General features: G+C 59.2%; 24 protein-coding genes. 18 read left to right on the plus strand and 6 right to left on the minus strand.

From position 1 onward, the window contains the following. Positions 1-33: 33 nt before the first annotated feature. Positions 34-1,032: an ABC transporter permease gene (locus tag CPY51_RS32015; protein WP_111164395.1), complete on the minus strand. Its 999-nt coding sequence runs from the start codon at positions 1,030-1,032 to the stop codon at positions 34-36. Positions 1,033-1,071: 39 nt separating this feature from the next. Then, a complete protein-coding gene (locus CPY51_RS32020) occupies positions 1,072-1,878 on the minus strand; it encodes an ATP-binding cassette domain-containing protein (RefSeq protein WP_195909677.1) in 807 nt (268 codons plus the stop codon). A gap of 184 nt (positions 1,879-2,062) precedes the next feature. On the opposite strand from CPY51_RS32020, the gene CPY51_RS32025 reads away from it, so the two are divergent. The 10 genes from CPY51_RS32025 to CPY51_RS32070 all read left to right on the plus strand — a co-directional run bounded on the left by CPY51_RS32025 (position 2,063) and on the right by CPY51_RS32070 (position 12,207). Then, a complete protein-coding gene (locus tag CPY51_RS32025) occupies positions 2,063-3,043 on the plus strand; it encodes an NAD-dependent epimerase/dehydratase family protein (RefSeq protein WP_111164397.1) in 981 nt (326 codons plus the stop codon). A gap of 47 nt (positions 3,044-3,090) precedes the next feature. Next, a complete protein-coding gene (locus CPY51_RS32030; protein WP_111164398.1) occupies positions 3,091-4,077 on the plus strand; it encodes a substrate-binding domain-containing protein in 987 nt (328 codons plus the stop codon). An 18-nt stretch (positions 4,078-4,095) separates the two neighbouring features. Beyond that, on the plus strand, positions 4,096-4,431 hold the full coding sequence (locus CPY51_RS33030; RefSeq protein WP_206607276.1) for a hypothetical protein: 336 nt from the start codon (positions 4,096-4,098) through the stop codon (positions 4,429-4,431). A 226-nt stretch (positions 4,432-4,657) separates the two neighbouring features. Continuing rightward, positions 4,658-6,289: a TIGR04028 family ABC transporter substrate-binding protein gene (locus CPY51_RS32040; protein ID WP_111164399.1), complete on the plus strand. Its 1,632-nt coding sequence runs from the start codon at positions 4,658-4,660 to the stop codon at positions 6,287-6,289. 56 nt (positions 6,290-6,345) lie between these two features. Beyond that, positions 6,346-7,290 (plus strand): ABC transporter permease, encoded by a 945-nt coding sequence (locus CPY51_RS32045; RefSeq protein WP_111164400.1) that lies wholly within the window; start codon positions 6,346-6,348, stop codon positions 7,288-7,290. After that, positions 7,287-8,192 (plus strand): ABC transporter permease, encoded by a 906-nt coding sequence (locus CPY51_RS32050; protein ID WP_111164401.1) that lies wholly within the window; start codon positions 7,287-7,289, stop codon positions 8,190-8,192. The genes CPY51_RS32045 and CPY51_RS32050 overlap by 4 nt, the downstream gene beginning before the upstream one ends. Beyond that, positions 8,189-9,865, plus strand: a complete 1,677-nt coding sequence (locus CPY51_RS32055; RefSeq protein WP_111164402.1) for a dipeptide ABC transporter ATP-binding protein — start codon at positions 8,189-8,191, stop codon at positions 9,863-9,865. Before CPY51_RS32050 ends, CPY51_RS32055 begins: the two co-directional genes overlap by 4 nt. A gap of 4 nt (positions 9,866-9,869) precedes the next feature. Then, positions 9,870-10,919 carry a putative FMN-dependent luciferase-like monooxygenase gene (locus tag CPY51_RS32060; protein WP_111164403.1) on the plus strand — a complete coding sequence of 350 codons (1,050 nt, stop codon included), beginning with the start codon at positions 9,870-9,872 and terminating at the stop codon, positions 10,917-10,919. 31 nt (positions 10,920-10,950) lie between these two features. Continuing rightward, positions 10,951-11,592 (plus strand): CMD domain protein, encoded by a 642-nt coding sequence (locus CPY51_RS32065; RefSeq protein WP_111164404.1) that lies wholly within the window; start codon positions 10,951-10,953, stop codon positions 11,590-11,592. Between the two features lie 12 nt (positions 11,593-11,604). Further along, a complete protein-coding gene (locus CPY51_RS32070) occupies positions 11,605-12,207 on the plus strand; it encodes an alkylhydroperoxidase domain protein (RefSeq protein ID WP_111164405.1) in 603 nt (200 codons plus the stop codon). 158 nt (positions 12,208-12,365) lie between these two features. On the opposite strand, the gene CPY51_RS32075 is transcribed toward CPY51_RS32070, so the two are convergent. The 3 genes from CPY51_RS32075 to CPY51_RS32085 all read right to left on the minus strand — a co-directional run bounded on the left by CPY51_RS32075 (position 12,366) and on the right by CPY51_RS32085 (position 15,908). Beyond that, complete coding sequence (locus CPY51_RS32075; protein WP_111164406.1) at positions 12,366-13,439, minus strand: acyltransferase family protein; 1,074 nt, start codon at positions 13,437-13,439, stop codon at positions 12,366-12,368. Between the two features lie 107 nt (positions 13,440-13,546). Next, positions 13,547-14,362 (minus strand): galactosyl transferase, encoded by an 816-nt coding sequence (locus tag CPY51_RS32080; RefSeq protein WP_111164407.1) that lies wholly within the window; start codon positions 14,360-14,362, stop codon positions 13,547-13,549. 55 nt (positions 14,363-14,417) lie between these two features. Next, positions 14,418-15,908, minus strand: coding sequence for a lipopolysaccharide biosynthesis protein (locus CPY51_RS32085; protein ID WP_111164408.1), 1,491 nt, complete (start codon positions 15,906-15,908; stop codon positions 14,418-14,420). 397 nt (positions 15,909-16,305) lie between these two features. On the opposite strand from CPY51_RS32085, the gene CPY51_RS32090 reads away from it, so the two are divergent. The 8 genes from CPY51_RS32090 (at position 16,306) to CPY51_RS32125 (ending at position 25,595) form a co-directional block, all read left to right on the plus strand. After that, positions 16,306-17,220 carry a DUF1003 domain-containing protein gene (locus tag CPY51_RS32090; RefSeq protein WP_111164409.1) on the plus strand — a complete coding sequence of 305 codons (915 nt, stop codon included), beginning with the start codon at positions 16,306-16,308 and terminating at the stop codon, positions 17,218-17,220. 330 nt (positions 17,221-17,550) lie between these two features. Next, positions 17,551-18,756 (plus strand): ABC transporter substrate-binding protein, encoded by a 1,206-nt coding sequence (locus CPY51_RS32095; protein WP_111164410.1) that lies wholly within the window; start codon positions 17,551-17,553, stop codon positions 18,754-18,756. A gap of 6 nt (positions 18,757-18,762) precedes the next feature. After that, complete coding sequence (locus tag CPY51_RS32100; protein ID WP_111164411.1) at positions 18,763-19,545, plus strand: ABC transporter ATP-binding protein; 783 nt, start codon at positions 18,763-18,765, stop codon at positions 19,543-19,545. Next, positions 19,545-20,246, plus strand: coding sequence for an ABC transporter ATP-binding protein (locus CPY51_RS32105; protein WP_111164412.1), 702 nt, complete (start codon positions 19,545-19,547; stop codon positions 20,244-20,246). Before CPY51_RS32100 ends, CPY51_RS32105 begins: the two co-directional genes overlap by 1 nt. 3 nt (positions 20,247-20,249) lie before the next feature. Then, the gene (locus CPY51_RS32110) at positions 20,250-21,137 is read left to right on the plus strand and encodes a branched-chain amino acid ABC transporter permease (protein WP_111164413.1); all 888 of its coding nucleotides are present in this window, start codon (positions 20,250-20,252) and stop codon (positions 21,135-21,137) included. A 1-nt stretch (position 21,138) separates the two neighbouring features. Beyond that, on the plus strand, positions 21,139-22,128 hold the full coding sequence (locus CPY51_RS32115) for a branched-chain amino acid ABC transporter permease (protein ID WP_111164414.1): 990 nt from the start codon (positions 21,139-21,141) through the stop codon (positions 22,126-22,128). 21 nt (positions 22,129-22,149) lie between these two features. After that, positions 22,150-23,745: a GMC family oxidoreductase gene (locus CPY51_RS32120; RefSeq protein WP_111164418.1), complete on the plus strand. Its 1,596-nt coding sequence runs from the start codon at positions 22,150-22,152 to the stop codon at positions 23,743-23,745. Positions 23,746-23,852: 107 nt separating this feature from the next. Then, positions 23,853-25,595: a phospholipase D-like domain-containing protein gene (locus CPY51_RS32125; protein WP_111164415.1), complete on the plus strand. Its 1,743-nt coding sequence runs from the start codon at positions 23,853-23,855 to the stop codon at positions 25,593-25,595. A gap of 71 nt (positions 25,596-25,666) precedes the next feature. On the opposite strand, the gene CPY51_RS32130 is transcribed toward CPY51_RS32125, so the two are convergent. Continuing rightward, on the minus strand, positions 25,667-25,848 hold a 182-nt coding region (locus CPY51_RS32130), incomplete at its 5' end, for a hypothetical protein (RefSeq protein ID WP_146260216.1).

Genomic DNA, 25,848 nt, shown 5'->3' on the forward strand with positions numbered 1-25,848 from the left:
GCGTAGGCGTGAACGTCCTCTATCCATTGAATTTTATTCGCTCTGCCGGAAGTTTCGGATCCGGTCGAACAGGACGGCGAGGATGGTGGCGCCGCCTATGAATGCGCCCTGCCAGAAGGCATTGATGCCGAGTAGCCCGAGGCTGTTGCGGATCACCTCGATCAGCGCCGCGCCGACGAGTGCGCCGAAGGCCGTGCCGGTTCCACCGGTCAGATTGGCGCCGCCGATCACCGCGGCTGCGATCACCTGGAGCTCCATCCCGGCACCTATGTTGGTCGTTACGGCACCGAGCCATCCTGTCTGGATAATTCCCGCTATTCCCGCCGATAAGGCCGAGATCATATAGACGAGGACCTTGATCTTCTTGACGGGGACGCCGGTCAGTGTTGCCGCGTGTTCGTTGCCGCCGATTGCAAAGAGGTAGCGGCCGAACCGGGTCCAGCGCAGGACGAAGCCGGCAAGGAGCGCCAGTATGATCATGTAGAGCACTGGATTGGCGATGCCGAAGACCCACGCGCCGCCCCCAAGCGCAAGGAGCTTTTCGTGGTCCGGTCCGAACTGGAACACGACCGTGTTGTTGGACGCTACCATCGCCAGGCTGCGCGCAATCGACAGCATGCCGAGCGTGACCACGAAAGGTGGAAAGCCGAGATAGGCGATCAGAAGACCGTTGAAGGCGCCGACTGCGAGCGCTGTTCCGATCGCAGCCGCAATGCCGATCTCGATGCTGTAGCCGGCGTGCATGACAACAGCGAGGATCATGCTGCAAAGGCACAAGACCGAGCCGACCGACAGGTCGATGCCGCCGGTGATGATGACGAGCGTCATGCCAAGCGCAATGATCGCCACGAAGGTTACGTTGCGGGTGATATTGTAGAGGTTCCTCGGCGTCGCGAAGGAATCCGTCGCGAACGACAGGAAAATGCAGGCAAGTATCACGGCAATCAGCACCCAGAAGGTCTGGCTGCCGAGGATCACGGCGAGGGCGCCACGCGGCTTGTGCTCGATCGTCTGCTCCAGGGTGATTGCCATCGTCGACCTATTTCTCCTCACGCCGACATGCAGCGTTGATCATACCTGTTCGATGGCCCCGGTGATAAGCCCCGTGACCTCCTCCGGCGAACTCATGGCGATCTGCTTGTCCGCAACCTTCCTGCCGCGCCGCATGACGATCACCCGGTCGGCAACCGAAAAGACGTCCGGCATGCGGTGGCTGATCAAGATGACGGCGATGCCGCGGTCGCGCAATTGTCGGATCAGGTTCAAGACCTCCGCCACCTGGCGAACCGAAATGGCCGCCGTCGGCTCATCCATCAATACGATCTTGGCTTCTGAAAGCATCGTGCGCGCAATCGCCACCGCCTGGCGTTGACCGCCCGACATCTGCTTGACAAGGTCGCGAGCTCGCGTCTCAGATTTCAGCTCCTTGAAGATTTCGCCGGCACGCCGGTACATCGTCCTGTAGTCGAGAATGCGCAGCGGCCCGAAGCCGCGGCGAATTTCGCGTCCAAGAAAGACGTTTGCCGCCGCTGTGAGATTGTCGCAGAGCGCCAGGTCCTGATGGACGATCTCTATCCCGTGCTGACGTGCTTCCAAGGGCCGATGGAGCACGATCTCGGAATTGTCGAGCCGCATTGTCCCGTGGCTTGGTTTGAAATTTCCGGCAATCATCTTCACCAGCGTCGACTTGCCGGCGCCGTTGTCTCCCATCAGGCCGACCACCTGTCCCGCGTCAAGGGAGAATGAGACATCGTTGACCGCCTGGATGGCGCCGAAATGTTTGGATATATTGGCGAGCTCGAGAACTGCCACGAGCCTTCTAGCCTCCCGGAATCTGCGCGCTCGCTGCCGTTCCGAACTGCATTTCGTTCCGGACAGGCTCTGCGAGTTCGCTTTCCGACTTCCTCCCCAAAAAGCGACAGGCACATTTACGCAAAACCGCGTGAAACCGTCAATCGGATGTCTGCCAAATCCGCCTGCTCCCCGCGAAAATCCTTATAGTATGACGAATAGAAGTTGACGTCGGAAGCGCATGGATATTAGCTGTGGTGGGAGGAAGAGCATGCTGATCCTTGTCACCGGTGCAACGGGCAAGGTCGGGCAGCACTTCATCGCTGGGCTGCTTGACGATCCGCGATTTTCTGAAGTGCGCATCCGCGCGCTGTGCCATAATCGTTTGCTTGAGGAGACCGATCGGGTCGAGGTCACGCGTGGCTCGATCGCCGATCAAAAGAATGTATCGGCAGCGCTCGCCGGCGTTACCCATGTGGTGCATCTTGCCACATGCAAGGAGACCCCCGGCGATGTCATGGATGTTGCCGTCAAGGGACTATTCTGGCTCCTCGAAGCCTTTCGCGTGACGAGCACGGCGCGCCAGTTCATCCTGATCGGCGGCGATGCCGCGATCGGCCATTTCTACTATCGCCATGACAGTCCGATCACCGAAGCCACGCCGCACCGGGCATATCCGGGGTGTTATGCGCTTTCCAAGGTTCTGGAGGAAGTGATGCTGGAACAGGTCTGCATCCAGCACGGCATCAATGGCTGCTGCCTGCGCGCGCCCTGGATCATGGCAAAGGACGACTTCAAGCATTCACTCTCGTTTGGGGCGGACGTCTTCGGAGGCCCCGACTGGAAGACGCTGGTTCCGGAACCCGACGCCAAGCGCTATGCTCAGGATGGAACCGTGCCACTGCTGCGCGATGCGGACGGGCGTCCCCTGAAACGCAATTTCGTGCATGTGGACGACCTGGTGACGGCGATGCTGGCCGCTCTCGATAATCCGCACGCAAGTGGACAGCTCTTTAATGTCTGTATGGATCGGCCCGTGGACTATGGTGAGGTCGCTGCCTATCTGGCCCGCACCCGTGGTCTTGCCTCCATCGACATAGCAAGCCGGTACCATTCGAGCTGGATGGATAACAGCAAGGCCAAATACCTGCTGAACTGGCGTCCTCGCTACGATCTCGAAATGCTCATTGACTCGGCCTGGCGATACGAGCGCTCGCAGAATGACCCTCGCATCGTCTGGTATCCGGGTTGATCGTGTGGCGGCCACATCGCGTCCGCCTGTACCAAAGGGAGGAACCTATGAAGAAGGCATTATTGCTTGCAGTCGCAGTACTGGGCCTGACAGCCGGGCAGGCTTTGGCAAAGAAGCAACTCGTCATCGTGGTGAAAGGTCTCGACAACCCATTCTTCGAAGCTATCAACCAGGGTTGCCAGAAGTGGAACAAGGAGAACCCGGACGCCGAATATGAGTGCTTCTACACAGGTCCGGCATCGACCTCGGATGAGGCCGGCGAAGCGCAGATCGTGCAGGACATACTCGGCAAGCCGGACACGGCGGCGATCGCCATCTCGCCGTCGAATGCGAAACTGATCGCCCAGACGCTCAAGACCGCCAATACGAAAGTGCCGGTTATGACAGTCGACGCCGATCTTGCTGCGGAAGACTCAGCATTGCGAAAGACCTATCTTGGAACTGACAACTACCTGATGGGTGCCCGTATTGGCGATTATATCAAGAAGGCCAAGCCGAACGGCGGCAAGATTTGCACGATCGAAGGCAATCCAGGCGCCGACAACATCCTGCGCCGCGCTCAGGGCATGCGCGATACGCTTACCGGCCAAAAGGGCTTGGCTCAACTGAAGGGAGAAGGAGGCTGGACGGAAGTAGCCGGTTGCCCCGTCTTCACCAATGACGATGGCGCCAAGGGCGTGCAGGCGATGACCGACATCCTCGCCGCAAATCCCACTCTCGATGCATTCGGAATCATGGGCGGCTGGCCGCTGTTCGGCGCACCGCAACCCTATCGAGACCTGTTCAAGCCGATAGCAGACAAGATCGCCAGCAACGCGTTCGTCATTGGCGCTGCTGACACGATCGGCGACGAAGTGGCGATTGCCAGGGAAGGCTTGGTCACGGCACTTGTCGGTCAGCGGCCGTTCGAGATGGGCTACAAGGCGCCGTCTGTGATGCTGGACCTGATCGCTGGCAAACCGGTTGAAGATCCGGTCTTCACCGGGCTCGACGAATGCACGAAAGATACCGTTGACACCTGCATTCAGAAGTAAAAGCCGCAACCGGAGCGGATGAGCGACAATCGGGATCACGTGGCTATGGTTGCCAGGTGGTTGCGCACTGATCGTGAACGAACTCCAGAGACTGCGCAGCCCGGCTCGCCGTTGCGCAGTCTCTACGAAGACTTTGTCCACCAGGATGTCGCCATTGCCTTTGCGGAGGCCGCCGACTTCAAATTCATCGGCAGTTCGGGGGTCAACGCCAATCCGAAGGACACCAAGGACTATCCGGGCGGAGTCTGGACTTTGCCGCCGACCTATAAGCTTGGCTCCCAGGACCGCGCGAAATATGAGGCCATCGGCGAAAGTGACCGCTTCATCCTGAAGTTCCAAAAGCCCGGCGGGTGAGGGGCACCACGAATCTTCAATGCACAGGCCGGCTCGGCATTTCTAGTTCCCTGGATGGTCCAGTGAGAGTTGCGATTTGGGTTTGGAGTTAAGTTGCTGAGAATGCATGCTTGGCGCGTCCAACGTTTTGAGTTGCGCCGTTAAAATAGAACACTAATTCAATAGAGAATATTGTGTCTAATGCGGCATGCCGTACCCTTGGGGAACACCACATCAAGGGCTCACAATGCGCAATCAAGTTACTTTCAAGGCCGCGACATTCATCGGCGCGATATCACTGCTAACCTCCTCTGTTTTCGCCGAAGATGCTGCAAAGCCCGTGCAGGGGGGCACGCTGATCTATCTTGAGCAGCAGTCGCATACCAATCTTTATCCGCCCGCCGGCGGCTTCTACCCGAACGGCGGCATTCTCAATCAGATCACCGACAAGCTGACTTATCAGAATCCGAAGACGCTGGAGATCGAGCCCTGGATTGCAGACTCGTGGACGGTAAACGCAGACGCGACGGAATACGTTTTCAAGCTCCGAGAAGGCGTGACGTTCTCTGACGGAACACCGCTGGACGCCAATGCTGTTGCTAAGAACTACGACACATTCGGACGCGGCAACAAGGATCTGAAGCAGCCGGTTTCCGAGGTCATCAACAATTATGACCACAGCGAAGTCATCGATGCCCAGACGGTAAAATTCCTCTTCAAGAAGCCGTCGCCCGGCTTTTTGCAGGGGACATCTGTGATCGGCTCCGGTCTCGTGTCGCTGAAGACCCTGGGGCTACCATTCGAGCAGCTCGGCGACGCCACCAAGATAATCGGCTCCGGTCCTTTCGTCGTCGCGAGCGAAACGCTCGGCAAGGATCTGTCGCTCAAGGCTCGCGATGACTACAAATGGGGGCCGCAGAAGCTGACCCATCAAGGTCGCGCCTATCTTGACGGCATCAAGTACATAATCACCGGCGAAGACAGCGTGCGTATCGGGGGCCTTCTATCGGGTCAGGCAGATTTCATACGACAGCTGCAGGCCTACGACGAAAAGCAGGTCAGTGACCAGAAATTCCCGATCTATGCAGCGCCGACGCGTGGTGTAAACGACAGCATCGCTTTCCGGCCCGAAAATCCGCTGGTTGCGGACGTCAAGGTGCGCCAGGCTCTGCTGCATGCGACGAACAACAAAGAAATCGTCGACACGCTGTTCTCGGCCAATTATCCGCGCGCCACCACGGTGATTTCGTCGGCAGCGGCCGGCTATGAGGATCTTTCGGCAAGGCTGGCCTATGATCCCGACCTCGCGGCGAAGCTCCTCGACGAGGCGGGTTGGACAAAGGGCGCCGACGGCATCCGCCAGAAAGATGGAAAGTCGCTGTCGCTGGCCGTCTACGAGTCCCTGCCGCAGCCGCAGAACAAGGCCGTCCTGCAACTCGTGGCGCAACAGTGGGCGAAGATCGGCGTCAAGCTGCAGGTGCTTGCCGGTACTTCAGGCAATATCGTCATTGATACAGTCAACCCGGAAAAGACGCCGCTTGTGGTCGCCGAAGTTGGGCGCGCCGATCCCGATGTGATCAAAAGCCAGTTCTACCCGCTGAACCGCGACGCGCTGCTGCAGAAGGGCGGCCTCAATGCCAAGGCAACCTTCACCGACGCGAAGCTGAACGGCATCCTGGAGAGTGTCGCGTCAGGAACCGATAGCGCCCAGCGTGTCGCAGCCTCGAAGGCGGCACAGGAATATCTCCTGGATCAGGCCTATGTCATCCCGATCTTCGAAGAGCCGCAAGTCTTTGCCGGTGCGCCATATGTTCATGGCATTACCTTTGAAGGCGTCGGTCGCCCAAGCTTCTACGACACCTGGCTTGCCGAGCACTGAAAGCACGACTTGGCCCGGCCGTTTGCCGGGCCAGCCAGCGGCTGATGAGGCATGTTATGACAAGATATATAGTATCGAGAGTGGGACAGGCGGCGCTGGTACTTTGGGCCGCTTTCACGATTTCATTCGTGTTGCTGCAGGCCATGCCCGGCGATGCCGTGCTGATCAAATTCCAAAATCCGGATTACGGCCTTAGCCCTGAGCAGCTCGCGGAAATCCGTGCCGCCTATGCTGCAGACGGATCGATCGTGCAGCAATATATCCACGCTATAGGCAAATTCCTGACAGGTGATTTCGGCTATTCGCTGAAGGCAGGCGTTCCGGTCAGCGCACAGATCGCCACCAATCTGCCGGCGACCCTATGGCTTGCCGGACTTGGCTTTCTCACGGCCGCAATCCTCGCCGTCGTCATCGCTATTTTATCCAACCTCTCCGGCTTCGGTAGATTGCGGGCCGTTGTCCAGTCCGTCCCGGCACTGTTCGTCTCTGTCCCGGCCTTCTGGCTCGGCATCATGCTCATTCAGCTGTTCTCATTCCGGTTCCGGCTCGTCCCGGTGATCAACCCTGGACCGTGGCAGGGCCTGATACTGCCCGTGCTGACGCTGGCAGTGCCGATCTCGGCGCCGATGGCGCAAATTCTGTTGCGCAATATTGATGAGGTGCTGACGCGGCCGTTTGTCTCGGTGGCGCGCGCCAAGGGCGCGTCGCATGCCTGGGTCCTTTGGCGGCATGTCGCCAAGAACGCCGCGCTGCCCGTGATGACCGTGGCTGGCGTGCTCTTCGGCGAGCTTCTCGCTGGCGCCGTGGTCACCGAAACGGTGTTCGGGCTGAACGGCATCGGCGGGCTTACGGAGCAGGCCGTCAACAGCGAGGATGTCGCCGTGCTGCAGGCCATCGTGGTCATTTCCGCCGCAGCCTTCGTGACCATCAATCTTATCGTCGATCTTCTCTATCCGGTCTTCGACCCAAGGCTGAAGGTTGCTGTAGGGGGCGTCCGATGAGCGTTCTCAACGCGAGCGAGCGCGAGCTCAAAACAACTGACATCGAATCGCCCGTTCGACCCGGTCTTGCAAGCGCTCACAAGCAACCGATCTCGCGACGGCGGCTACGGCGCATTCAACCGGGTCTCGTCCTCAGCATTATTGTTCTCACCGTCGTTTCTCTTTGGGCGGTCGCACCCGGACTGTTCACGGTCTATGATCCGTTTGCCGGCCTGCCGGGCCAGCAGCTCAAAGCGCCGAGCGCACTGCATCTGCTGGGTACGGACTCGCTTGGCCGCGATCTCTATGGCCGGATCGTCTACGGGGCCATCCATTCGCTTTCAGGCGCCCTCGCAGCCGTCGCAATCGGGCTTGTGGTCGGCACGACGCTCGGCATCTTCGCCGGCTCGCTCGGTGGTTGGCTCGATGCAGCCATCATCCGCTTCATCGATGTGCTGCTTTCCATACCTGCGCTGTTGTTGTCGCTGAGCGTCATCGCACTGCTCGGATTCGGCACCGGAAATGCGGCAATCGCTGTCGGCGTCACCTCGATCGCGAGTTTCGCGCGGCTAGTGCGTTCCGAAGTCGTCACCGTCCGCCGCAGCGATTATGTCGAGGCCGCATTTGGAAGCGGGGGCACATTCTTGCGGGTGCTCTGGCGCCATATCCTGCCAAATTCCCTGACCTCCGTCATCGGCTTCACCGCACTGCAGATCGGCTGGGCGATCCTCCAGCTTGCTACCCTTGGCTTCCTCGGCTTTGGCGCACCGCCGCCAACGCCGGAGTGGGGGCTGCTGATCGCCGAGGGACGGAACTACATCGCGACGGCGTGGTGGCTGACCGCAGCTCCCGGGGTTGTCGTCGTGCTCGTGGTTCTGTCGGTCAATCGCGTCAGCCAGGCGGTCGGGAGGGCGCGGATTTGACCATCGTCCAGACACTTTCCACCACCGCTGTGCCGGCGCTCGAGGTTTCCGGGCTGACCGTCGGCTATGAAGACCGCAATGGTTGGCGGACCGCCGTGCACGGCATCGACTTCACGGTTGCGGCTGGCGAAGTCGTGGCTCTCGTTGGAGAATCCGGTTCCGGCAAGAGCTCGACGGCGCAGGCGATCATCGGGCTGCTGCCGGAAAATGGCCGTCTTGAAAGCGGCAGCGTCCGCCTCAATGGCCAGGATATCGCCCGCTGGCCGCAAAAACGATTGAACGGTATCCGCGGGTCCGTCGTCAGCCTCATTCCTCAGGACCCGGGCAATTCGCTCAATCCGGTCAAGACGATCGGTCGGCAGGTCGCGGAAATCTTGACCATCCACGGGAGGGCATCGGGCGCGCAGGCCCACGCGATCGCCATCGATCTCCTGCACCGCGTCGGGCTCCATCAGCCGAAACTTCGCGCCGAGCAATATCCCCACGAACTTTCGGGTGGCATGAAGCAGCGGGTGCTGATCGCCATCGCCATCGCTCTGAAACCTTCGCTGATCATTGCCGACGAACCGACCAGCGCTCTGGACGTGACTGTGCAGCGCCATATCCTCGAGCTGATCGATCTGTTGCGCCAGGAATCGGGTACAGCGGTGCTGCTTGTCACCCATGACCTCGGGGTCGCTGCCGACCGATCTGACAGATTAATCGTGCTGCAAAATGGCTGCGTCCAGGAACAGGGCCGGACGACTGAGATCTTGCGCCGCCCGCAAAGCAGCTATACGCGCCAGCTCTTGTCCGACGCGCCATCGTTGAATGCCAAGCCGGCGCCGGTGGCTGCAATTGCCGCGAATGCCTCAGGCGATCCATCGCCGGACATCATCGTGGTCGAAAATCTCATCCAGGATTTTGGGCAAAGCAGCGGAGCGGGTTTTCGTGCGGTAGACGACATCTCGTTCCGCGTCCGAACCGGCACCACGCATGCGATCGTCGGGGAATCCGGTTCCGGGAAGACCACGACCATTCGCGCCATCGCCGGTTTCCAGCGTGCGACACGGGGCAAGATCTCGATAGACGGGCTCGATCTGGCGTCACTCAAGGGGGAAACGCTTCGGCTGTTTCGCCGGAAAATTCAGCTTGTCTACCAGAACCCCTTCGGATCGCTTGATCCGCATCAGACGGTACGCCGGATCGTCGAGGAGCCGCTTTTGAACTTCGATCGGACTTCGAAGGCCGAGCGCCTCGAGAAGGTCAGCGCGATGATCGAAAAGGTCGGCCTGCCCAACGATGTCCTGCAGCGACGGCCGCAGGCGCTGTCCGGCGGCCAGCGTCAACGCGTCGCCATTGCCCGGGCGCTGGTCCTCGATCCACGGATCCTGGTCCTCGACGAGGCGGTCTCGGCGCTCGACGTTACCGTACAGGCACAGATTCTGGCGCTGTTGGCTCAGTTGCAACAGGACCTGGGTCTCACCTATCTTTTCGTGTCGCACGATCTCTCCGTCGTCCGGCAGATTGCCGATACGGTATCGGTGCTCAACAATGGCAAACTGGTCGATGGCGGGTCGGTCGAGCAGGTCTTCGGTAGCCCGCAAAGCGCCTATACGCGCGAACTTCTCGATGCGATTCCCGGTAAGCGATATCAGACGCTGACGCACAGTGCTCTCACAAGTGCAGGATAATTCCATGACTACTTATTCACAACCGAAGCGGCTCGGCTTCTTCAGCCGCGTCCTCGATCAGGCGGACGCCCAGACGCGCTATCGCCTGGTCGGCGAGCAGATCATCCATGCGGAAAAATTCGGGTTCGACAGCGCCTGGCTGGCGCAGCACCACTTCAACGGTGAGGAAGGAGGGTTGCCGGCGCCGCTCGTTCTTCTGGCCGATATCGCCGCCCGCACGTCCCGTATTCGCCTCGGTACCGGGGTCATTACGCTGCCGATGGAAAATCCCGTCCGGGTGGCCGAAGACACCGCCGTTCTCGATCTGCTGTCCGGAAGGCGGCTGGAAGTCGGATTCGGGACCGGCGGCACCCCCCAAGCCTTTCTGCCTTTCGGCCTGGAGAGCACCGCGCGCGGACCGGTCTATGCCAGGCATCTCGCCACCATCCGCAATGCCTGGAATGGAGGCGAACTGGCCGGCGGCAACCGCCTTTATCCTGATGCCCCCGATCTCGCCGATCGCGTCTGGCAGGCGACATTCTCTGTGGACGGTGGGCTGAGGGCAGGGCGTGATGGCGACGGCCTGATGTTGTCGCGCACCCAGCCACGCCCCTCTGAAGCGCCGAATGTCGATCTTTGGGATCTGCAGAACCCGATCATCGACGCCTATCTCGCGGCCCTGCCTCCGGGCCGTACGCCGCGCATTCTCGGTTCACGCAGTCTGTTTGTTGCCGACGACCGAAAAGAAGCGCTGCATCTGGCCGAACTTGGCCTGCAGCGAAGCGTCGATCGATTTGTCGCCAGCGGCCATACCATATCAGGCAGGACGACGGCGGAATTGATCAAGGCGTTTGACGTACATGTCGGTACGCCAGCCGACGTCATCGTGTCGTTGCGGGCTGATGCTGCGCTGTCGCGCGTCACCGATCTCGTCTTCCAGGTTCACTCCGTCGATCCGCCACACGCATACATCCTGCGCTCGCTCGAACTGATCGCGACGGAAGTTGCACCTGCGCTCGGCTGGAGCGGACAGACGGACCGGCAGATCGAGCGTCTGGATGCGGCCAACGCCTGATCGCTCCCACCAACAACGAAAGGCAATTCCCATGTCGTCAATCACACCTGACATCATCAATCTTCTGGCCGGGATAAAAGCTGGGTCGAAAGTCGATCACATTCGCTCGGAGCGACCTGAAACGCGTGCCAATGCCCAGAAGAGCTACCTCGCGCTTTTCGAACCGGTCGAGCAGGGCGACGTTACACAGACCGAGCGTCTAGCGGTTGCCGCCTTCGTCGCCGGACTACACCGCGCCGATCAAGTCGCGGAATTCTACGCTTCAGGCCTCGCTGAAATCCCAGGCGGCGCATCGCTTATCGGCGCGGTCAACGCGGAGGTCGAGAAGGGAAGCACGCAAGGCCCTTATGGACGCTTTCCGAGCGGGCCGCTTTCCGTCGAGGACAAGCCAGGTGCGGCATTCAGCATTTCCGAATTCAATGCCGTCATTCTCGGCAAGAAGCTAACCGCGGTCCTGGAACACAGCCACCTGCTGGTCTTCCGGCCACGTGAGGCAAGCCCAGCGGCCCTGCAAAAACTCCTGGATGCCGGCTGGAGCACGACGGCGATCGTCACCCTGTCGCAGATCGTCGCCTTCCTGGCGTTCCAGATCCGTGTCGTTGTTGGCCTGAGCGCACTCGCTGCTGCCGGGTCTGGGGCAAAGCCCCAGTCCGCAGCAAATGCAGCCGAATAGGAGATATTCATCATGACCGAGACGATCATCCATGCCGACGTCGACAATCGCCCGAATGCGTTCACGCAGGCCGAAATCGGCTGGACGCCATGGCTCGCGCCTCTGGAGGAGAAGGATCTGACCGAACGGCATTGGGCCGGCCTCGTCGATGCCTCTCGCTCAAAGTCGACCTATTTCATGCTGCTTGCCCGAGATCCGGACATTCTTGAGGCGCGGACAAAGACCGACAAGGATATCTTCTACAACACCAAGTCGGGGCTGCCGCGCGCCGACCGCGAACTGTCCGCCGCCGCCGCGTCCCGGTCCAACGGCTGCATCTTCTGTGCCTCCGTCCATGCACGCTTCGCATCGCATCACTCCAAGCGGCAGGACGATGTCCAACGGCTTCTCGATCAGGGGACGGATGCCGATCTCGGCAGTCGCTGGAATGCCATCGTCGCCGCATCGGTAGCGCTCACAGCCACGCCCTCGGCCTTTGGTGCGGCCGAGATCGAGCGCTTGCGCGCCGAGGGACTGGACGATCTGGAAATCGCCGACGTCGTCCATGGTGCTGCGTTCTTCAACTGGGCCAATCGGCTGATGCTGTCGCTCGGGGAACCGACGCCTGCGGGCTGATGCCGATGGACCAGGGCGAAGGCCTGAGCAGCGTGGACCATCTGTTCAGGCGGGGGCCGTGTCATTCTCGTGACAAGCTGCTCCGGCGTCCTTCCAATTCGCGCTATTCGTCACCACAGGAAAAATTTCTGAGAGGGCTCGGTGTGGGAGCCAAGCTGTCATGAGCCACCGGCGTTGGCGCTTGCCTTCTTAGTTGCGCCGCTCAACGACAACGCAAATCTCGTGAGGACGGTAGCGACCTGCGCGGAGACGAAAGAAATCCCGGAAATCAAGGCGATGAACAGAAGGATATAGACAAGCGGCGGAAGCTGAACATCGCGAAGAATGTAGGCATAGGCCTCGGTAAAGCCGCGATGACACATGTAGATCGGATAGGAGAGATAGCCGAGAAAAATGCAGACCCGCTGAAATCTCGGCGGTACTTCAAGCATTGTGCCCGCGAAGACGATGAGGGGAGAGATTAGAATGCAAAAGAGCAGGGCGAATTTCAGCGAATAGGTGGGCAGGAGCAGCATTGCGCAAATTGCGGCGATCGGAATGATGGCGAAATAGGTGCTGACGGTCCGCCCGATTTTATGGACGCTTCGGAGCCTGTAAATGATCATACCCAGGGTGAAAGAGAAAAAGACGCGGGCGAGGCCGCCATCGATGGATCGCCATTCCCAGCCAAGATCAAGCGTCTTGTGCACAAAGACCGATGCAACCAGCACTACCAAGGAGAGGACAGCGACGACCACGAGGCTCCGTGTTTGCAGCTTGAAGAGGGTAATCGCAAAGACGAGATTTGCGGTCAATTCCCAGAACAGCGACCAGGCCGGGCCGTTCAGCGGGTAAAGCGGCCACAGATCTGTCGCCGATCTCGTCAGGAAGCTGGGCGACGGCAACATGAACAAGGTGGATACCATGCTTGCAAGCAAATCTGCGGCACCCACGCCCGAAGATTGCCAATGTGCCAGCAGTTGAACGAGGCCGTAGAGACTGCCGAGGAGAAACAGGGGATAAAGGCGCAGATAGCGGGCTTTCATGAATTCGGCTACAGACATGCCGCTCGCAAGCTTTTCGCCATAGGCTCTGGCGATTACAAATCCGCTGAGGACGAAAAAGAAGTCGACCGCAATGTAGGCCGACGGAGCATAGGGCCTCTGGAGATGGTACACGACGACCGCAAACGCGGCCAGGCCGCGCATTGCATCCAGCGACGCGTACCGATGCCTTGTCTCGTCAGCTGCCATTGGTCGAAGCGCCGCTAAGGGGATGGATGGCTTGGCTTCTCATCGCAGTGCCTCCGCTAACTGTCCGAATAGTTCCAGGGCCTCGGTTTGGCGTTCCGGGTCTGGCTCTATCCATTTGCCCGCACGCCGAAGAACTCGTTTCGCAGGCTGCGATCGAGCGTGCGCACCCGCAAGAGATTGCGCAGAAGCTCCCTGGGGCGACGCAGAACCGACATGTTCAGAAAATATGTGCTGATCAAGTTCGAGGATTTGCTGTGCGCGCCGCTATGCCCGACCCGATATATCGCGCCGCGAAAGGGTAGCGCTGCCAGCGGATTGCCGGCGTCGGCCAGCGCTTTGCCAATGCGGATGTGGCTGCCGAGCATCGACTTTACAAAGTCGATATCGGCATCCTCGAAGGTTGCAGGGAGATGGTAGAGGTCCGAGCGCACGATCAGCGATGTGCCACAGAAATTCGCAAAATCATTGTGATGCAAGAGCAAGCGGCCGCCTTCGTTCCAGAGGTAACCCTTGTCGATCTTCCAGCCGTTCGCATCGGGATGCGTGGCTGCAAAGGCAACGATATTTGCACTGACGAAGTCGTCGTCGTCGACAATCATGAAAAAACGCGTATCGCGGGCCGAAAGCATCCCGCTCAGCACGCGACGGCCTTTGTCCAATCGAAACGCGTCGTAGACTTTTTCGCGATCTGCACCGTCCAGGTCGTGAAGCTGGTTCGGCGGAAAGGTAACCCTCGCGACCGAAAACTGCGCCGGCAGATCGGGAAGATCGGCACCTTCGTTTGCGACGATGACGGCGCGCCAGTCGCTATTCGTCTGCCCGGCGATCGAAGCCACCGTTTGCGACAGCCTGTCCTTCAGCGAGGACCAGTCGTTCGAATTTTCCTGGTGTCGGACGGGGATGATGAACGTGACCAGCGTCATTGTAGTTCCTCTTTATTTATGACCAGAACCGCAATCGCGGAATAGATGAACGGCACTACTGCGTCTTCGTTCGCCGACCTTGCAGGGTCGTGCGCACCAGGAAGAGGATTCTCTCCCTGCAGAGACCGAATATCAGGCCTGAGTACACGATCGCGCCGACCAGGATTTCGACAACCAGTCGTCCGGCGGGCAGCCAGTCGTGCAACGCCGCCGACGTTGCCAGAACAGCGGCAAGCATGCCGAGATAGGCTGCCGTCGGTTTCAGGAACTGGACGAAATAGTCGCCGATGCTCAATCCGATGAGCCGGGAAACCATCCACAGCGTTATCGGCCACATCAGCAGCACCTCGAGCATCAGCGCGAAGACAATGGTCGTGACGCCATATTTATAGAGCAGAAACACGGTGAGGATGGTCACAATGTTGCGGGCAAGCTGGTAGTAGAACCACCAGTCGGATCGGCCCTGGCTCGTGATCAGGGATGCCTGAACGACACCTATTCCGCTCATCAATCCGATGACGCAGAAGCAGCGAACCGGCCATATTGCGGCGGCCCAATGAGATCCGAATATCAGTGGGATGGCGTCGTCCGCCACCGCGGCCAGACCCATGAAGGCCGGAAAAGAAATGAGCGAGCAGCCGAACGTTGCCATGAGAAAGGCTTCGCGGACCTTGTTTTGATCGTGCTGCAGCGAGGAGAGGAGCACGTGAGTGACCGAAGTCAATCCGCCAGCGACGACGTTGTTGATCATTTCGAACAGACGCTTGGCAAAATTATAGATGCCGAGTGCTGCGGGACTGACCAGGGTGCCGATGATCAGCTGGTCAAGGCTCATGGTCTGCAGGAATCGATTCCCGGAAGCGAATATGCCGTAGTGGAGCAACTCGCGAAGGCTGCTAAGCTTGATCCGGAATCCGGGCAGCCATCGAGCGCCCCAGAAAGCGGCAACGCAGGCCGCGGCCGGTGCAGCGATCTGCGCGATCGCCAGTGCCCACAAGCCGAAGCCGGCTAAAATTAGAGACAGACATATCGTGGCTGAAACGAAGGTGGAAATGGCAGTGCGCGCCGCGGCAAGGTGGAAGGACATTGTCCTGCCGATCAATGCGTTTGGAACGATGATCATCATGTCGAAGAAGATCTTCAGTCCGATGATCATCAAGAGGCCGACGATCTCGTCGTGCCCCAATGAATGCGCCAGCCAGGGGGAGGCTGCGAACAGCCCGCCGTAGAGAAGGGCAGCCGAAACAAATGACAGCCAGAAAACGGTATCGAGATGACTTCGCCTGATCGACTTCTGCTGGATCAGCGCTTCACCGAAAGCGGTCGGCCCAAGCCCGGCGGCAAAACTCACTATACTGAAGGCAAGCGCAACGAGACCAAAATCCTGCGGCTGCAGAAATCGCGACGTGACAATGAAAACCAGGCTGTTGAGTGCGGTCGGTATCAGAGTGTCGAGAGCCGACCAGAATGCCCCCCTCAGTGCCGCCCGCGAACGGTTCTCGCTCAGATGTTCAAAGACGATTTCGTCCGCTTCGGATGCCAGCAATCACCTACTCCATATCACAATCTTCACGTGCTCATCGGATGTCTCGCATCATCGCTTGAGCAATTGATATATTTCAGCGCCGTCCGATGCCAATGGCTGAAAGACTCGACCGACGCCCGCCTAGGCTAGCCGGTGAATTTGTCTAATGAAAGACGCATATTGCAATGCAGCATGATGTTGCCCAAAAGGTTGCCGGAATATTCTCTGGTTTGTAACAATCCGACGGGTTTCCAGGAATGGGGCAGCTAGGCACTCGGACGAACCGGCCTTCGGCGGTCAAGCGGGTAGCAACGTGGCTGCGGCCGTCACAAAGCCGATCTCCGCTGTCGATAAACTGTCATATTCCTGTTCTGATCATTGGCTAGACGAGCGGGAACCACAAAAAGGGGATTCTTCAATGACAGGCGCGAAGACATTTGATTCGGCGGAGGGGATAGTCGATTTTGATGCGGGCGAAGGCGAAGCCGCAACCGTTGAGATGCATGACTACACAAAGAGCCTTGCCCAAGCAAAAGCCAAGTCTGTCAAACTGGTCGATGCAATTACAGGCGCAGTCCTCAAGAAGAAGGACGCGGTGCATTTCGACGATCTGCGCCCGGCTCTGGCGGAGTTCATGCGTCAAAAACACCCGGGAATTCGCTCCGACGACTACATAAGCAGAAAGGCAATGGACGACTATCGCGGGCAATATATCGCCGAATTGCTGAGGGACGAGCGCGGCGAGCTTTCAAATCTCGAGGACGAAGTTGTCGAAAGCCTGAAGACGCATGACACCCTGGCCGAGAATATCGAAGAGGACTACGAAGATCACCGGTCGATCGGCGACCGCATGGCCGACATCGTCGCCTCGTTCGGCGGCAGCTGGACCTTCATCATATCCTTCTGCCTTTTCCTGGCGGTATGGATGGGTATCAACCTTGCCTTGGGCACGACGGCGGCTTTCGATGTCTATCCGTTCATACTGTTGAACCTGATCCTTTCGACCATTGCCGCTCTGCAGGCGCCGATCATCATGATGAGCCAGCGGCGGCAGGAAGCAAAGGATCGGTTGCGCGCCCTCAACGACTATAAGGTCAACCTGAAAGCCGAACTGGAAATCCGCCACCTCCATGAAAAGGTCGATCATCTTCTCAATCGCCAGTGGGAGCGGTTGACCGAGATCCAGCAGATTCAAATAGAGATGATGCTGGAGCAGGCAAAAGCTGCCAGCCGCGCGCTGAAGGTCAGCAAGGCGTCGAAAGCCAAGGCCAATACGTTGCAGAGCACGTCCAGAGCCGCCAAGCCGCCAGTGCCGGGAGGCTCGACGGACTAGAGTTTAATATATTGACGCCGTTTCAGTCGAGGATGGCTGGTCGCGCAGCGAAATGATCGACCTGGTGGCGTGCGCAACGGTCGTGCAACATTACCGTGCGAGTGCGCGCCTGCGCTTGCCAGGCGAAAATCCGAATTTGCCGAGAGATTTACAGCAGCTCGCTCGTGTCAGCAGGTTATGCCGAGCCACAAGTTTGAATTAGTTGTGAACGACCCTTGCTTCAACGCGGGATTTCCGTGATCGTAAGGGCTGCGTTGGTTGCCTTGAGGAGGGCTGCCGGCCAAATTCGAAGAGACCCCGCAATCTGGCTGATCTCTGGGAGGAGAAAATATGCGAAACAAACTCATCGCGTCCCTGGCATTCCTGCTTGCAAGCAGCACGGTCGCATTCGCCGACGGTGCATCCGACGGCAAGGTGAAGATTGGCATCCTGAACGATCAGTCTGGTGTCTATGCCGATTTTGGTGGCAAGTCTTCAGTCGAGGCCGCGAAGATGGCAGCTGAGGATTTCGGCGGCAAGGTTCTGGGTGTACCGATAGAGATCGTCGACGCTGACCATCAGAACAAGCCGGATATTGCCTCGAACATCGCACGTCAGTGGTATGACACCCAGCAGGTCGATGCGATCATGGAACTGACGACCTCCTCGGTGGCATTGGCCGTTCAGGCAGTTGCCAAGGAAAAGAAGAAGATCGATATCGTGACTGGCGCCGCCACCACCGATCTCACCGGCAAGGCATGTTCGCCCTACGGCTTTCACTGGGCCTATGACACGCATGCCCTGGCTGTCGGCACCGGCGGCGCGTTGGTCAAACAGGGCGGCGACACCTGGTTCTTCCTCACCGCCGATTACGCTTTCGGCTATTCGCTGGAGCAGCAGACGAGCGATTTCGTCAAGTCGAGTGGCGGCACGGTGGTCGGCTCGGTCCGCCATCCGCTGTCCACCCAGGACTTCTCCTCCTTCCTGTTACAGGCCCAGTCATCGGGCGCCAAGGTGATCGGACTTGCGAATGCGGGCCTCGACACCGCGAATGCCATCAAGCAGGCGGCCGAATTTGGCATCACCCAGGGTGGCCAGCACCTGGCAGCGCTGCTGTTCACGCTTGCCGAAGTTCACGGCCTCGGCCTTGAAGCTGCGCAAGGCCTGACGCTGACGGAAGGCTATTACTGGAACCGTGACGACGAAAGCCGCAAGTTCGGCAAGCGTTTCTTCGAGCGTACCGGCAAGATGCCGAACATGATCCACGCCGGCACCTATTCCGCCGTGACACAGTATCTCAAGGCCGTCCAGAAGGCCGGCACGGACGATACGGAAGCCGTTGCCAAGGAACTGCATTCCATGCCGGTCGATGACGTCTTCGGACGTGGGGGCACTGTCGGCGCGAACGGACGGATGATCCACGACATGTATCTGCTTCAGGTGAAAAAGCCCGCCGAAAGCAAGGAGCCATGGGATTACTTCAACGTCCTCGCGACGATCCCGGGCAAGGAAGCTTATATCGATCCGGCCAAGAGCGGCTGCGATCTGGTGAAGTGAGAGACCATGGCGGTCTCGGCAATGCCAACTGAAGACAAGCCACGGGTGGTCCTTTCCGCCCGTGGCCTGCGCCGTGATTTCGGTGGCTTCACGGCCGTCAGGAATGTCGATCTCGATGTGTATGATGCAAGCGTGCATGCGTTGATCGGACCGAATGGCGCGGGCAAGACGACGGTGTTCAATCTCCTCACCAAATTCCTGCAGCCGACTGATGGCACGATCAAGCTTAATGGCGTCGACATCACGAAAACGCCGCCTGACAAGGTGGCGCGCATGGGATTGGTCCGCTCCTTCCAGATTTCCGCCGTGTTTCCGCATCTCACGGTACGCGACAATGTGCGTGTCGCTCTCCAGCGACCGAACAATCTCGCCACGCAATTCTGGCGGCCAATGTCCGCGCTTGATCGGCTCAACGAACGCGCCGAACAGCTTTTGGCGTCCGTGGGCCTGACAAAGGAACAAGACCAGCTCGCGGCTGATCTCTCTTACGGCCGCAAGCGCGTGCTGGAGATCGCCACGACCCTGGCCCTCGATCCAAAAGTATTGCTTCTCGACGAGCCGATGGCGGGCATGGGACAGGAAGATGTCAGCGTCGTCTCCGGGATCATCCGTGAGGTCGCGCGGTCGCGTGCGGTACTGATGGTCGAGCACAATCTTTCCGTCGTCGCCGATATCTGCGCTTATGTGACCGTGCTTCAGCGTGGCGAAATCCTCGCGGAGGGCGATTATGCGACAGTGAGCGCGGACCCTCGTGTACGCGAGGCTTATATGGGTACGGAGGAGGGCTGATGGGCACGCTTCTGGACATTCGGGGCCTCAATGCATGGTACGGCGAAAGCCATGTCCTGCACGGTGTCGACATGGATGTCGGCGAGGGCGAAACGGTCACCATCCTTGGCCGCAACGGAGTGGGCAAGACGACCACCCTGCGCACCATTGTCGGCATTGTCCGGAGCCGCAAAGGCACGATCAGCTTTGCAGGCAACAATATGATGCAGGTGCCGCTACACAAGGCGGCCCACACGGGCATCGGCTTCGTACCGGAAGAGCGCGGCATCTTCGCGACTTTGACCGTTTCCGAAAACCTGCTGCTACCGCCTGTCGTTGCTCAAGGCGGCATGTCTGTGGACGAAATCTACGAGCTCTTTCCCAATCTCTATGAGCGCCGCAACAGCTCCGGCACCAAGCTTTCCGGCGGCGAGCAGCAGATGCTGGCCATGGCGCGCATCCTGCGCACCGGCGTGAAAATGCTGTTGCTCGACGAACCGACGGAGGGCCTGGCGCCCGTGATCGTGCAGCGCATCGGTGACGTGTTGAAGAAGCTAAAACAGCGCGGCATGACTATCTTGCTCGTCGAGCAGAATTTTCGCTTTGCCAGTCGCATCGCTGATCGCTTCTATTTGATGGATCATGGGCAGATGGTCTCCGAATTCCCGGTCGGTGAACTGGCTGGCAGGATGGATACATTGCACAAAGTGCTGGGGGTGTAGGCAATGACGATGATCTTCGGCATTCCCGTCCAAGCGTTGCTCGGCCAGTTGCTGATCGGCCTTATAAACGGCTCGTTCTATGCGCTCTTGAGCCTTGGCCTTGCCATCATCTTCGGCCTCCTGCGCGTCATCAACTTCGCGCACGGCGCCCTATATATGCTCGGCGCCTTTGTCGCTTACCTGCTGCTTGCATACGCAGGCATTGGTTATTGGCCGTCGCTGATCCTTGCGCCTATCATCGTCGGCCTGCTGGGAGCCGTGGTCGAGCGGCTGTTTCTGCGCAGGCTCTACGATCTCGATCCTCTCTACGGCCTGCTGTTCACCTTCGGTATGGCGCTGACGATCGAAGGCACCTTCCGCTACCTCTACGGCTCGTCGGGCCAGCCCTATGCGACGCCGCCAGCACTCGCCGGCGGAGCCAACCTCGGCTTCATGTTCCTTCCGATCTATCGTGGCTGGGTCGTTGTGATGTCGCTCATCATCTGCGTTGGCACATGGCTGTTGATCGAAAAGACTAAGCTTGGCGCCTATCTCAGAGCCGCCACGGAAAATACGATCCTCGTCCAGGCCTTCGGCGTCAACGTGCCGGTGCTGCTGACGCTCACCTACGCGTTGGGCGCCGCGATCGCTGCCTTCGCCGGCGTGCTGGCGGCGCCGATCTACCAGGTCTCGCCGCTGATGGGGTCGAACATCATCATTGTCGTCTTTGCCGTCGTCGTGGTCGGCGGCATGGGGTCGATCATGGGCGCGATCATCACCGGCTATCTGCTCGGTATCGCGGAAGGCCTCACCAAAGTATTCTATCCTGAAGCGTCGAACATTGTGATCTTCGTCATCATGGCGATCGTACTTCTCATCAGGCCCGCCGGCCTCTTCGGCCGGGATGCATAGGATGGCTGATATCACCGAAACGATCCCAACGGAAAAGAGCGGCATCGCCGCCTCGGTGCAGGCGGGATTTCTCATTGTCGGGCTGTTGCTGCTGGTGCTGGCGCCATTCTTCTTCTATCCGATCTTCCTGATGAAGCTCTTGTGCTTTGCACTGTTTGCCTGCGCTTTCAATCTACTGCTTGGCTATACCGGGCTGCTGTCCTTCGGGCATGCCACTTTCTTCGGCGGGGCTGCCTATTTCACTGCCTATACAGTGAAGGAATGGGGCTTTCCGCCCGAGTTGGGCATCCTTGTCGGCGTGGCCGGTGCTACCTTTCTCGGCGTGGTGATGGGTTTCGTCGCGATCCGGCGGCAGGGCATCTATTTCGCGATGGTGACGCTGTCGCTGTCGCAGATGTTCTATTTCTTCTGTCTGCAGGCCAAATTCACGGAAGGTGAGGACGGCATTCAGTCCGTCCCGCGAGGCCACCTGTTCGGCTTCATCGATCTCAACAGCTCGACAAATATGTATTATTTCGTGCTTGGCGTGTTCATCATCGGGGTGCTGATCATCTGGCGCTTCATCAATTCGCCGTTCGGCATGATCCTGAAGTCGATCCGGGAGAACGAGAGCCGGGCGATATCGCTCGGCTATTCGGTGGCGCGCTACAAGCTCGGCGCCTTCGTGATGTCGGCGGCCCTTGCCGGGCTTGCGGGTGCCGTGAAGGCGATCGTCTTCCAATTCGCGACGCTGACGGATGTCACATGGCAGATGTCGGGCGAAGTGATCCTGATGACGCTGCTCGGTGGCATCGGCACATTAATCGGGCCCCTTTTCGGGGCGGGGCTTGTGGTGACGCTGGAGAATTATCTCGCGACTTCGGAATTTCCGGTGACGATCATTACCGGCATCGTCTTCATGGTCTGCGTGCTGCTCTTTCGCCGCGGTATCATCGGGGAATTCTACGCGTCCTGGATCGGCCGGAAGCTGGGTTTCGTCTATCGCCGCTGACGCTGGCCGAATGGCATGAACATGGATCGCTACGACTACATCATTATCGGCGCCGGCAGTGCAGGTTGCGTACTCGCCAACCGGCTTTCGCAGGATCGCAACAACCGCGTGCTGCTTTTGGAAGCGGGCGGCAACGATAACTACCACTGGATCCACATTCCCGTCGGCTACCTCTATTGCATCAACAATCCGCGCACCGACTGGTGCTTCACGACGGCGCCCGAGGAGGGCCTGAACGGTCGCTCGCTCGGCTACCCCAGAGGCAAGGTGCTGGGCGGCAGCTCGTCGATCAACGGCATGATCTATATGCGCGGCCAGGCGCGCGACTACGACCTCTGGCGGCAGATGGGCTGCGCCGGCTGGAGCTGGGACGACGTGCTGCCCTTCTTCCGCAAGTCTGAGGATCACTATCGGGGCGAAGACGAGATGCACGGCTCAGGTGGCGAATGGCGCGTCGAGAAGGCGCGAGTGCGCTGGGCGGTGCTCGACGCATTTCAAGCGGCTGCAAAGGAAGCCGGCATCCCGGAAACGCCGGATTTCAACCGCGGCAGCAACGAGGGCTCAGGCTATTTCGATGTCAATCAACGCTCGGGCATTCGCTGGAATACGGCCAAGGCTTTTTTGCGCCCAGCGATGAAGCGTGGCAATCTGACGGTGCTGACCAAGGCTCAGGTGCGCCGACTGCTTGTTGAGGAAGGGGCTGTCAGCGGCGTCGAATTCCAGCACGACGGCACTGCGAAGCGCGTGTATGCGAAGAAGGAAACCATTCTGTCCGCCGGGTCCGTCGGTTCACCGCATATCCTCGAACTTTCCGGTATTGGCCGGGGCGAGGTCTTGCGGCGGGCGGGTGTCGACGTTGTTGCCGAGGTGAGCGGAATTGGCGAGAACCTGCAGGATCATCTGCAGCTCCGTCTCGTCTACAAGGTCACAGGCGTGCCAACGCTGAACGAGAAAGCGACGACCTTGTTCGGCAAGGCGGCGATCGGGCTCGAATATCTTGTCCGGCGCTCGGGACCGATGGCGATGGCGCCAAGCCAGCTTGGCATCTTCACCCGCTCCGGTTCCGACAAGGACACGCCGGATCTGCAATATCACGTGCAGCCGGTCTCGCTCGACAAGTTCGGCGATCCGCTTCATGCCTTTCCGGCGATCACGGCGAGCGTCTGCAATCTGCGGCCGGAGAGCCGTGGCTCGGTGCATCTGAGCAGCCCGGATTTTGCGGCTCCGCCAACGATCAGTCCTAAATATCTGACGGCACAGCGAGACCGCGACATCGCGATCCGATCGATCCGGTTGACGCGCAAGATCGTGGCGCAGCCGTCCTTCGCGCGTTTCAAGCCGGAAGAATTCAAGCCCGGGCCGTCCTATCAGAGCGATGTCGATCTGGAACGGGCGGCTGGCGAAATCGGCACGACGATCTTTCATCCCGTTGGCACCTGCCGGATGGGCGGTGACCGCGACAGCGTCGTCGATCCACGGCTGAAATTGAGAGCGCTCGGCAAACTCCGGATCGTCGATGCCTCGGTGATGCCGTCGATCACGTCCGGCAACACCAATTCGCCGACGATCATGATCGCCGAAAAGGCCGCGGAAATGATCATCGAGGACAATCGATAGTTGGGTAGGCGGCCGGCAATCTTTGCGAATCTGACGCATTTCCAAAGGACATCCACTTAAAATTGTGTTAATCAGCTACTCGCAAAATTTTTTTAGCGAGCGAGTCCATGCCAGTGCACGAGGTTGAGGGCGCGACAGGTGCGCTAAAGGTGAAGCTTCGCCGCGGTGAAAGAATGTGCCTGATCGGCATGAATGTTGACCCGAAACCCGCGCCGGACTTTGTTGGCTTTGCCATCGAGGTGCAATCACCGGGTGCGGCAGGCTTTCAGTGGCTGCGTAACCGGCTCGCTTTTGACTATCCCCAGGGCACGACGCTTACCGGCAACCGGGATTACCTGACCTCGCAAGCCCCGCTGCAGACCTTCCGGTGGATCCATTTTCCCTATCAGCCAAAACCGGGTGAATATGCCTATCGGGTTACCATGATGCACATGACCGCGGCTGCGCTTCGCGCCGGTGATCAGGTAACTGTCGGCATCGAGCTCTTCGATGAAACGGTTCCTGGATTTGTCGACATCGGTTTCACCAGGAATTTCGCGTCATCCCAAGCCTTTGCCGACACTTTTCCCGACAGGGCCGGCCGCAAGCTGATTTTGCCCGACAAGGCGAAGGATGGCCTGTCGCTCGATAAGACGAAGGCACCCGACGGCGTCTATCAATGGCTGGGAGGGAAATCGACTGAGTTGCTGTTCGGTATCCTCGCCGAAGCCACTCAGGACGCTGCGACGACCCTTGATGTGTTGGCCTATGATCTCAACGAGCCGGACATGGTTGCATGCCTTGAGACAGTCGCTCGCCGTGCAGCCGGCGGAGTGGCCACACTGCGTATTGTCATCGACGATTCAGATGACCACGGTAAAGCCGATAGCGCGGAGACGCAGGCGGCAGGGCGACTGAGAACGGCAGGCGCGGAAGTCCACAGACATCATTTCGACGGGTTGCAGCACAACAAGGTTGTTATCGTGAAGCGCAACGGTGTGGCCGAGCGCGTCATCTGCGGATCGACAAACTTTTCGTTCCGCGGCCTATATATCCAGGCCAACAATATGCTGCTTTTCAGCGCGCCGGAGGCCGTCAATCTGTTTTCGCAGATGTTCGCTCTCGCCCGCGTCGGGCCGAAGGCTCTGGAGGCGGACCCGCTTTCGAAGATCTGGCATGCCCTGACGGCCCCCGACGGATCGACGGTTCGCATTTGTTTTTCGCCGCATCCCGGCACCAGCAGCGTCTCGCTTACGCCGCTGGAGGGCGCCATCGAGCAGGCGACGTCGAGCATTTTCTATTCGGTGGCATTCCTCAATCAGGACACAAAGGGACCGATCCGCAAGGCCCTTGATAGGCTGTTGGACAAACCTTTGTTCAGTTACGGCGTTGTCAATCGCAAAAGCGGATTGAAGCTCGTCAAGCCAGATGGATCCGACGGCGTGGTGGATTTCAAATATCTCGGAGCCCACGCTCCGACGCCTTTCAAGGAGGAGTGGTCCGGGGAGGCGGGGATCAATATCCATCATAAATTTGTGGTGACCGACTTTGATTTGCCAAGCGCAAAGCTATTTGCCGGTTCCTCCAATTTGTCGTTTAGCGGCGAAGAGGGCAATGGCGACCATCTCATCCAGATCAGCAATGCGCGCGTCGCCACTGCCTACGCCATCGAGGCGCTTCGGATGTTCGATCATCTGCATTTCAGAACAAAGATGGAAGAGGCAGGCGTGCCGAAATCCGGCGCGGCCAAGGCGGGTAAAGGCGTCATCAAACTTGCGAAGCCACCAGGGCCAGGCGAGACCGCCTGGTTCGAACGATTTTATATAGCAGACAGCCAGAAGCTGCGTGATCGTCTGCTCTTCAGTCGCTGAAGCCGCACAACGCAAAACCGCCGGATTTCTCCGGCGGTCTGAAATCCGTCCGGCGTGAGGCGCTGCGTGGATCAGGCGGCGCGGCGGCTGTTGTGCTGTTGCGGTGCCTGGCGGCCGTCGCTGATGCGGAAGCCGCGGATGAGGTCGAGCAGGTCCTCGGTGTCGTTGGCCAGCGTCTCGGCCGATGCCGTGGTTTCCTCGGCCATGGCGGCGTTCTGCTGGGTGGCGGCGTCGAGCTGGTTCATCGAGGATG

Origin of the sequence: Arminella tubonensis (genome assembly GCF_003240585.1) — a bacterium.
GTDB classification, from domain to species: Bacteria; Pseudomonadota; Alphaproteobacteria; order Rhizobiales; family Rhizobiaceae; genus Rhizobium; species Rhizobium tubonense.

What these genes read in the sequence shown, in the direction of transcription:
- CPY51_RS32015 (WP_111164395.1), bottom strand. Translation starts at nt 1,032, where the DNA reads ATGGCAATCACCCTGGAGCAGACGATCGAGCACAAGCCGCGTGGCGCC.
- CPY51_RS32025 (WP_111164397.1), top strand. Translation starts at nt 2,063, where the DNA reads ATGCTGATCCTTGTCACCGGTGCAACGGGCAAGGTCGGGCAGCACTTC.
- CPY51_RS32030 (WP_111164398.1), top strand. Translation starts at nt 3,091, where the DNA reads ATGAAGAAGGCATTATTGCTTGCAGTCGCAGTACTGGGCCTGACAGCC.
- CPY51_RS33030 (WP_206607276.1), top strand. Translation starts at nt 4,096, where the DNA reads ATGAGCGACAATCGGGATCACGTGGCTATGGTTGCCAGGTGGTTGCGC.
- CPY51_RS32040 (WP_111164399.1), top strand. Translation starts at nt 4,658, where the DNA reads ATGCGCAATCAAGTTACTTTCAAGGCCGCGACATTCATCGGCGCGATA.
- CPY51_RS32045 (WP_111164400.1), top strand. Translation starts at nt 6,346, where the DNA reads ATGACAAGATATATAGTATCGAGAGTGGGACAGGCGGCGCTGGTACTT.
- CPY51_RS32050 (WP_111164401.1), top strand. Translation starts at nt 7,287, where the DNA reads ATGAGCGTTCTCAACGCGAGCGAGCGCGAGCTCAAAACAACTGACATC.
- CPY51_RS32060 (WP_111164403.1), top strand. Translation starts at nt 9,870, where the DNA reads ATGACTACTTATTCACAACCGAAGCGGCTCGGCTTCTTCAGCCGCGTC.
- CPY51_RS32065 (WP_111164404.1), top strand. Translation starts at nt 10,951, where the DNA reads ATGTCGTCAATCACACCTGACATCATCAATCTTCTGGCCGGGATAAAA.
- CPY51_RS32070 (WP_111164405.1), top strand. Translation starts at nt 11,605, where the DNA reads ATGACCGAGACGATCATCCATGCCGACGTCGACAATCGCCCGAATGCG.
- CPY51_RS32075 (WP_111164406.1), bottom strand. Translation starts at nt 13,439, where the DNA reads ATGGCAGCTGACGAGACAAGGCATCGGTACGCGTCGCTGGATGCAATG.
- CPY51_RS32080 (WP_111164407.1), bottom strand. Translation starts at nt 14,362, where the DNA reads ATGACGCTGGTCACGTTCATCATCCCCGTCCGACACCAGGAAAATTCG.
- CPY51_RS32090 (WP_111164409.1), top strand. Translation starts at nt 16,306, where the DNA reads ATGACAGGCGCGAAGACATTTGATTCGGCGGAGGGGATAGTCGATTTT.
- CPY51_RS32095 (WP_111164410.1), top strand. Translation starts at nt 17,551, where the DNA reads ATGCGAAACAAACTCATCGCGTCCCTGGCATTCCTGCTTGCAAGCAGC.
- CPY51_RS32100 (WP_111164411.1), top strand. Translation starts at nt 18,763, where the DNA reads ATGGCGGTCTCGGCAATGCCAACTGAAGACAAGCCACGGGTGGTCCTT.
- CPY51_RS32105 (WP_111164412.1), top strand. Translation starts at nt 19,545, where the DNA reads ATGGGCACGCTTCTGGACATTCGGGGCCTCAATGCATGGTACGGCGAA.
- CPY51_RS32110 (WP_111164413.1), top strand. Translation starts at nt 20,250, where the DNA reads ATGACGATGATCTTCGGCATTCCCGTCCAAGCGTTGCTCGGCCAGTTG.
- CPY51_RS32115 (WP_111164414.1), top strand. Translation starts at nt 21,139, where the DNA reads ATGGCTGATATCACCGAAACGATCCCAACGGAAAAGAGCGGCATCGCC.
- CPY51_RS32120 (WP_111164418.1), top strand. Translation starts at nt 22,150, where the DNA reads ATGGATCGCTACGACTACATCATTATCGGCGCCGGCAGTGCAGGTTGC.
- CPY51_RS32125 (WP_111164415.1), top strand. Translation starts at nt 23,853, where the DNA reads ATGCCAGTGCACGAGGTTGAGGGCGCGACAGGTGCGCTAAAGGTGAAG.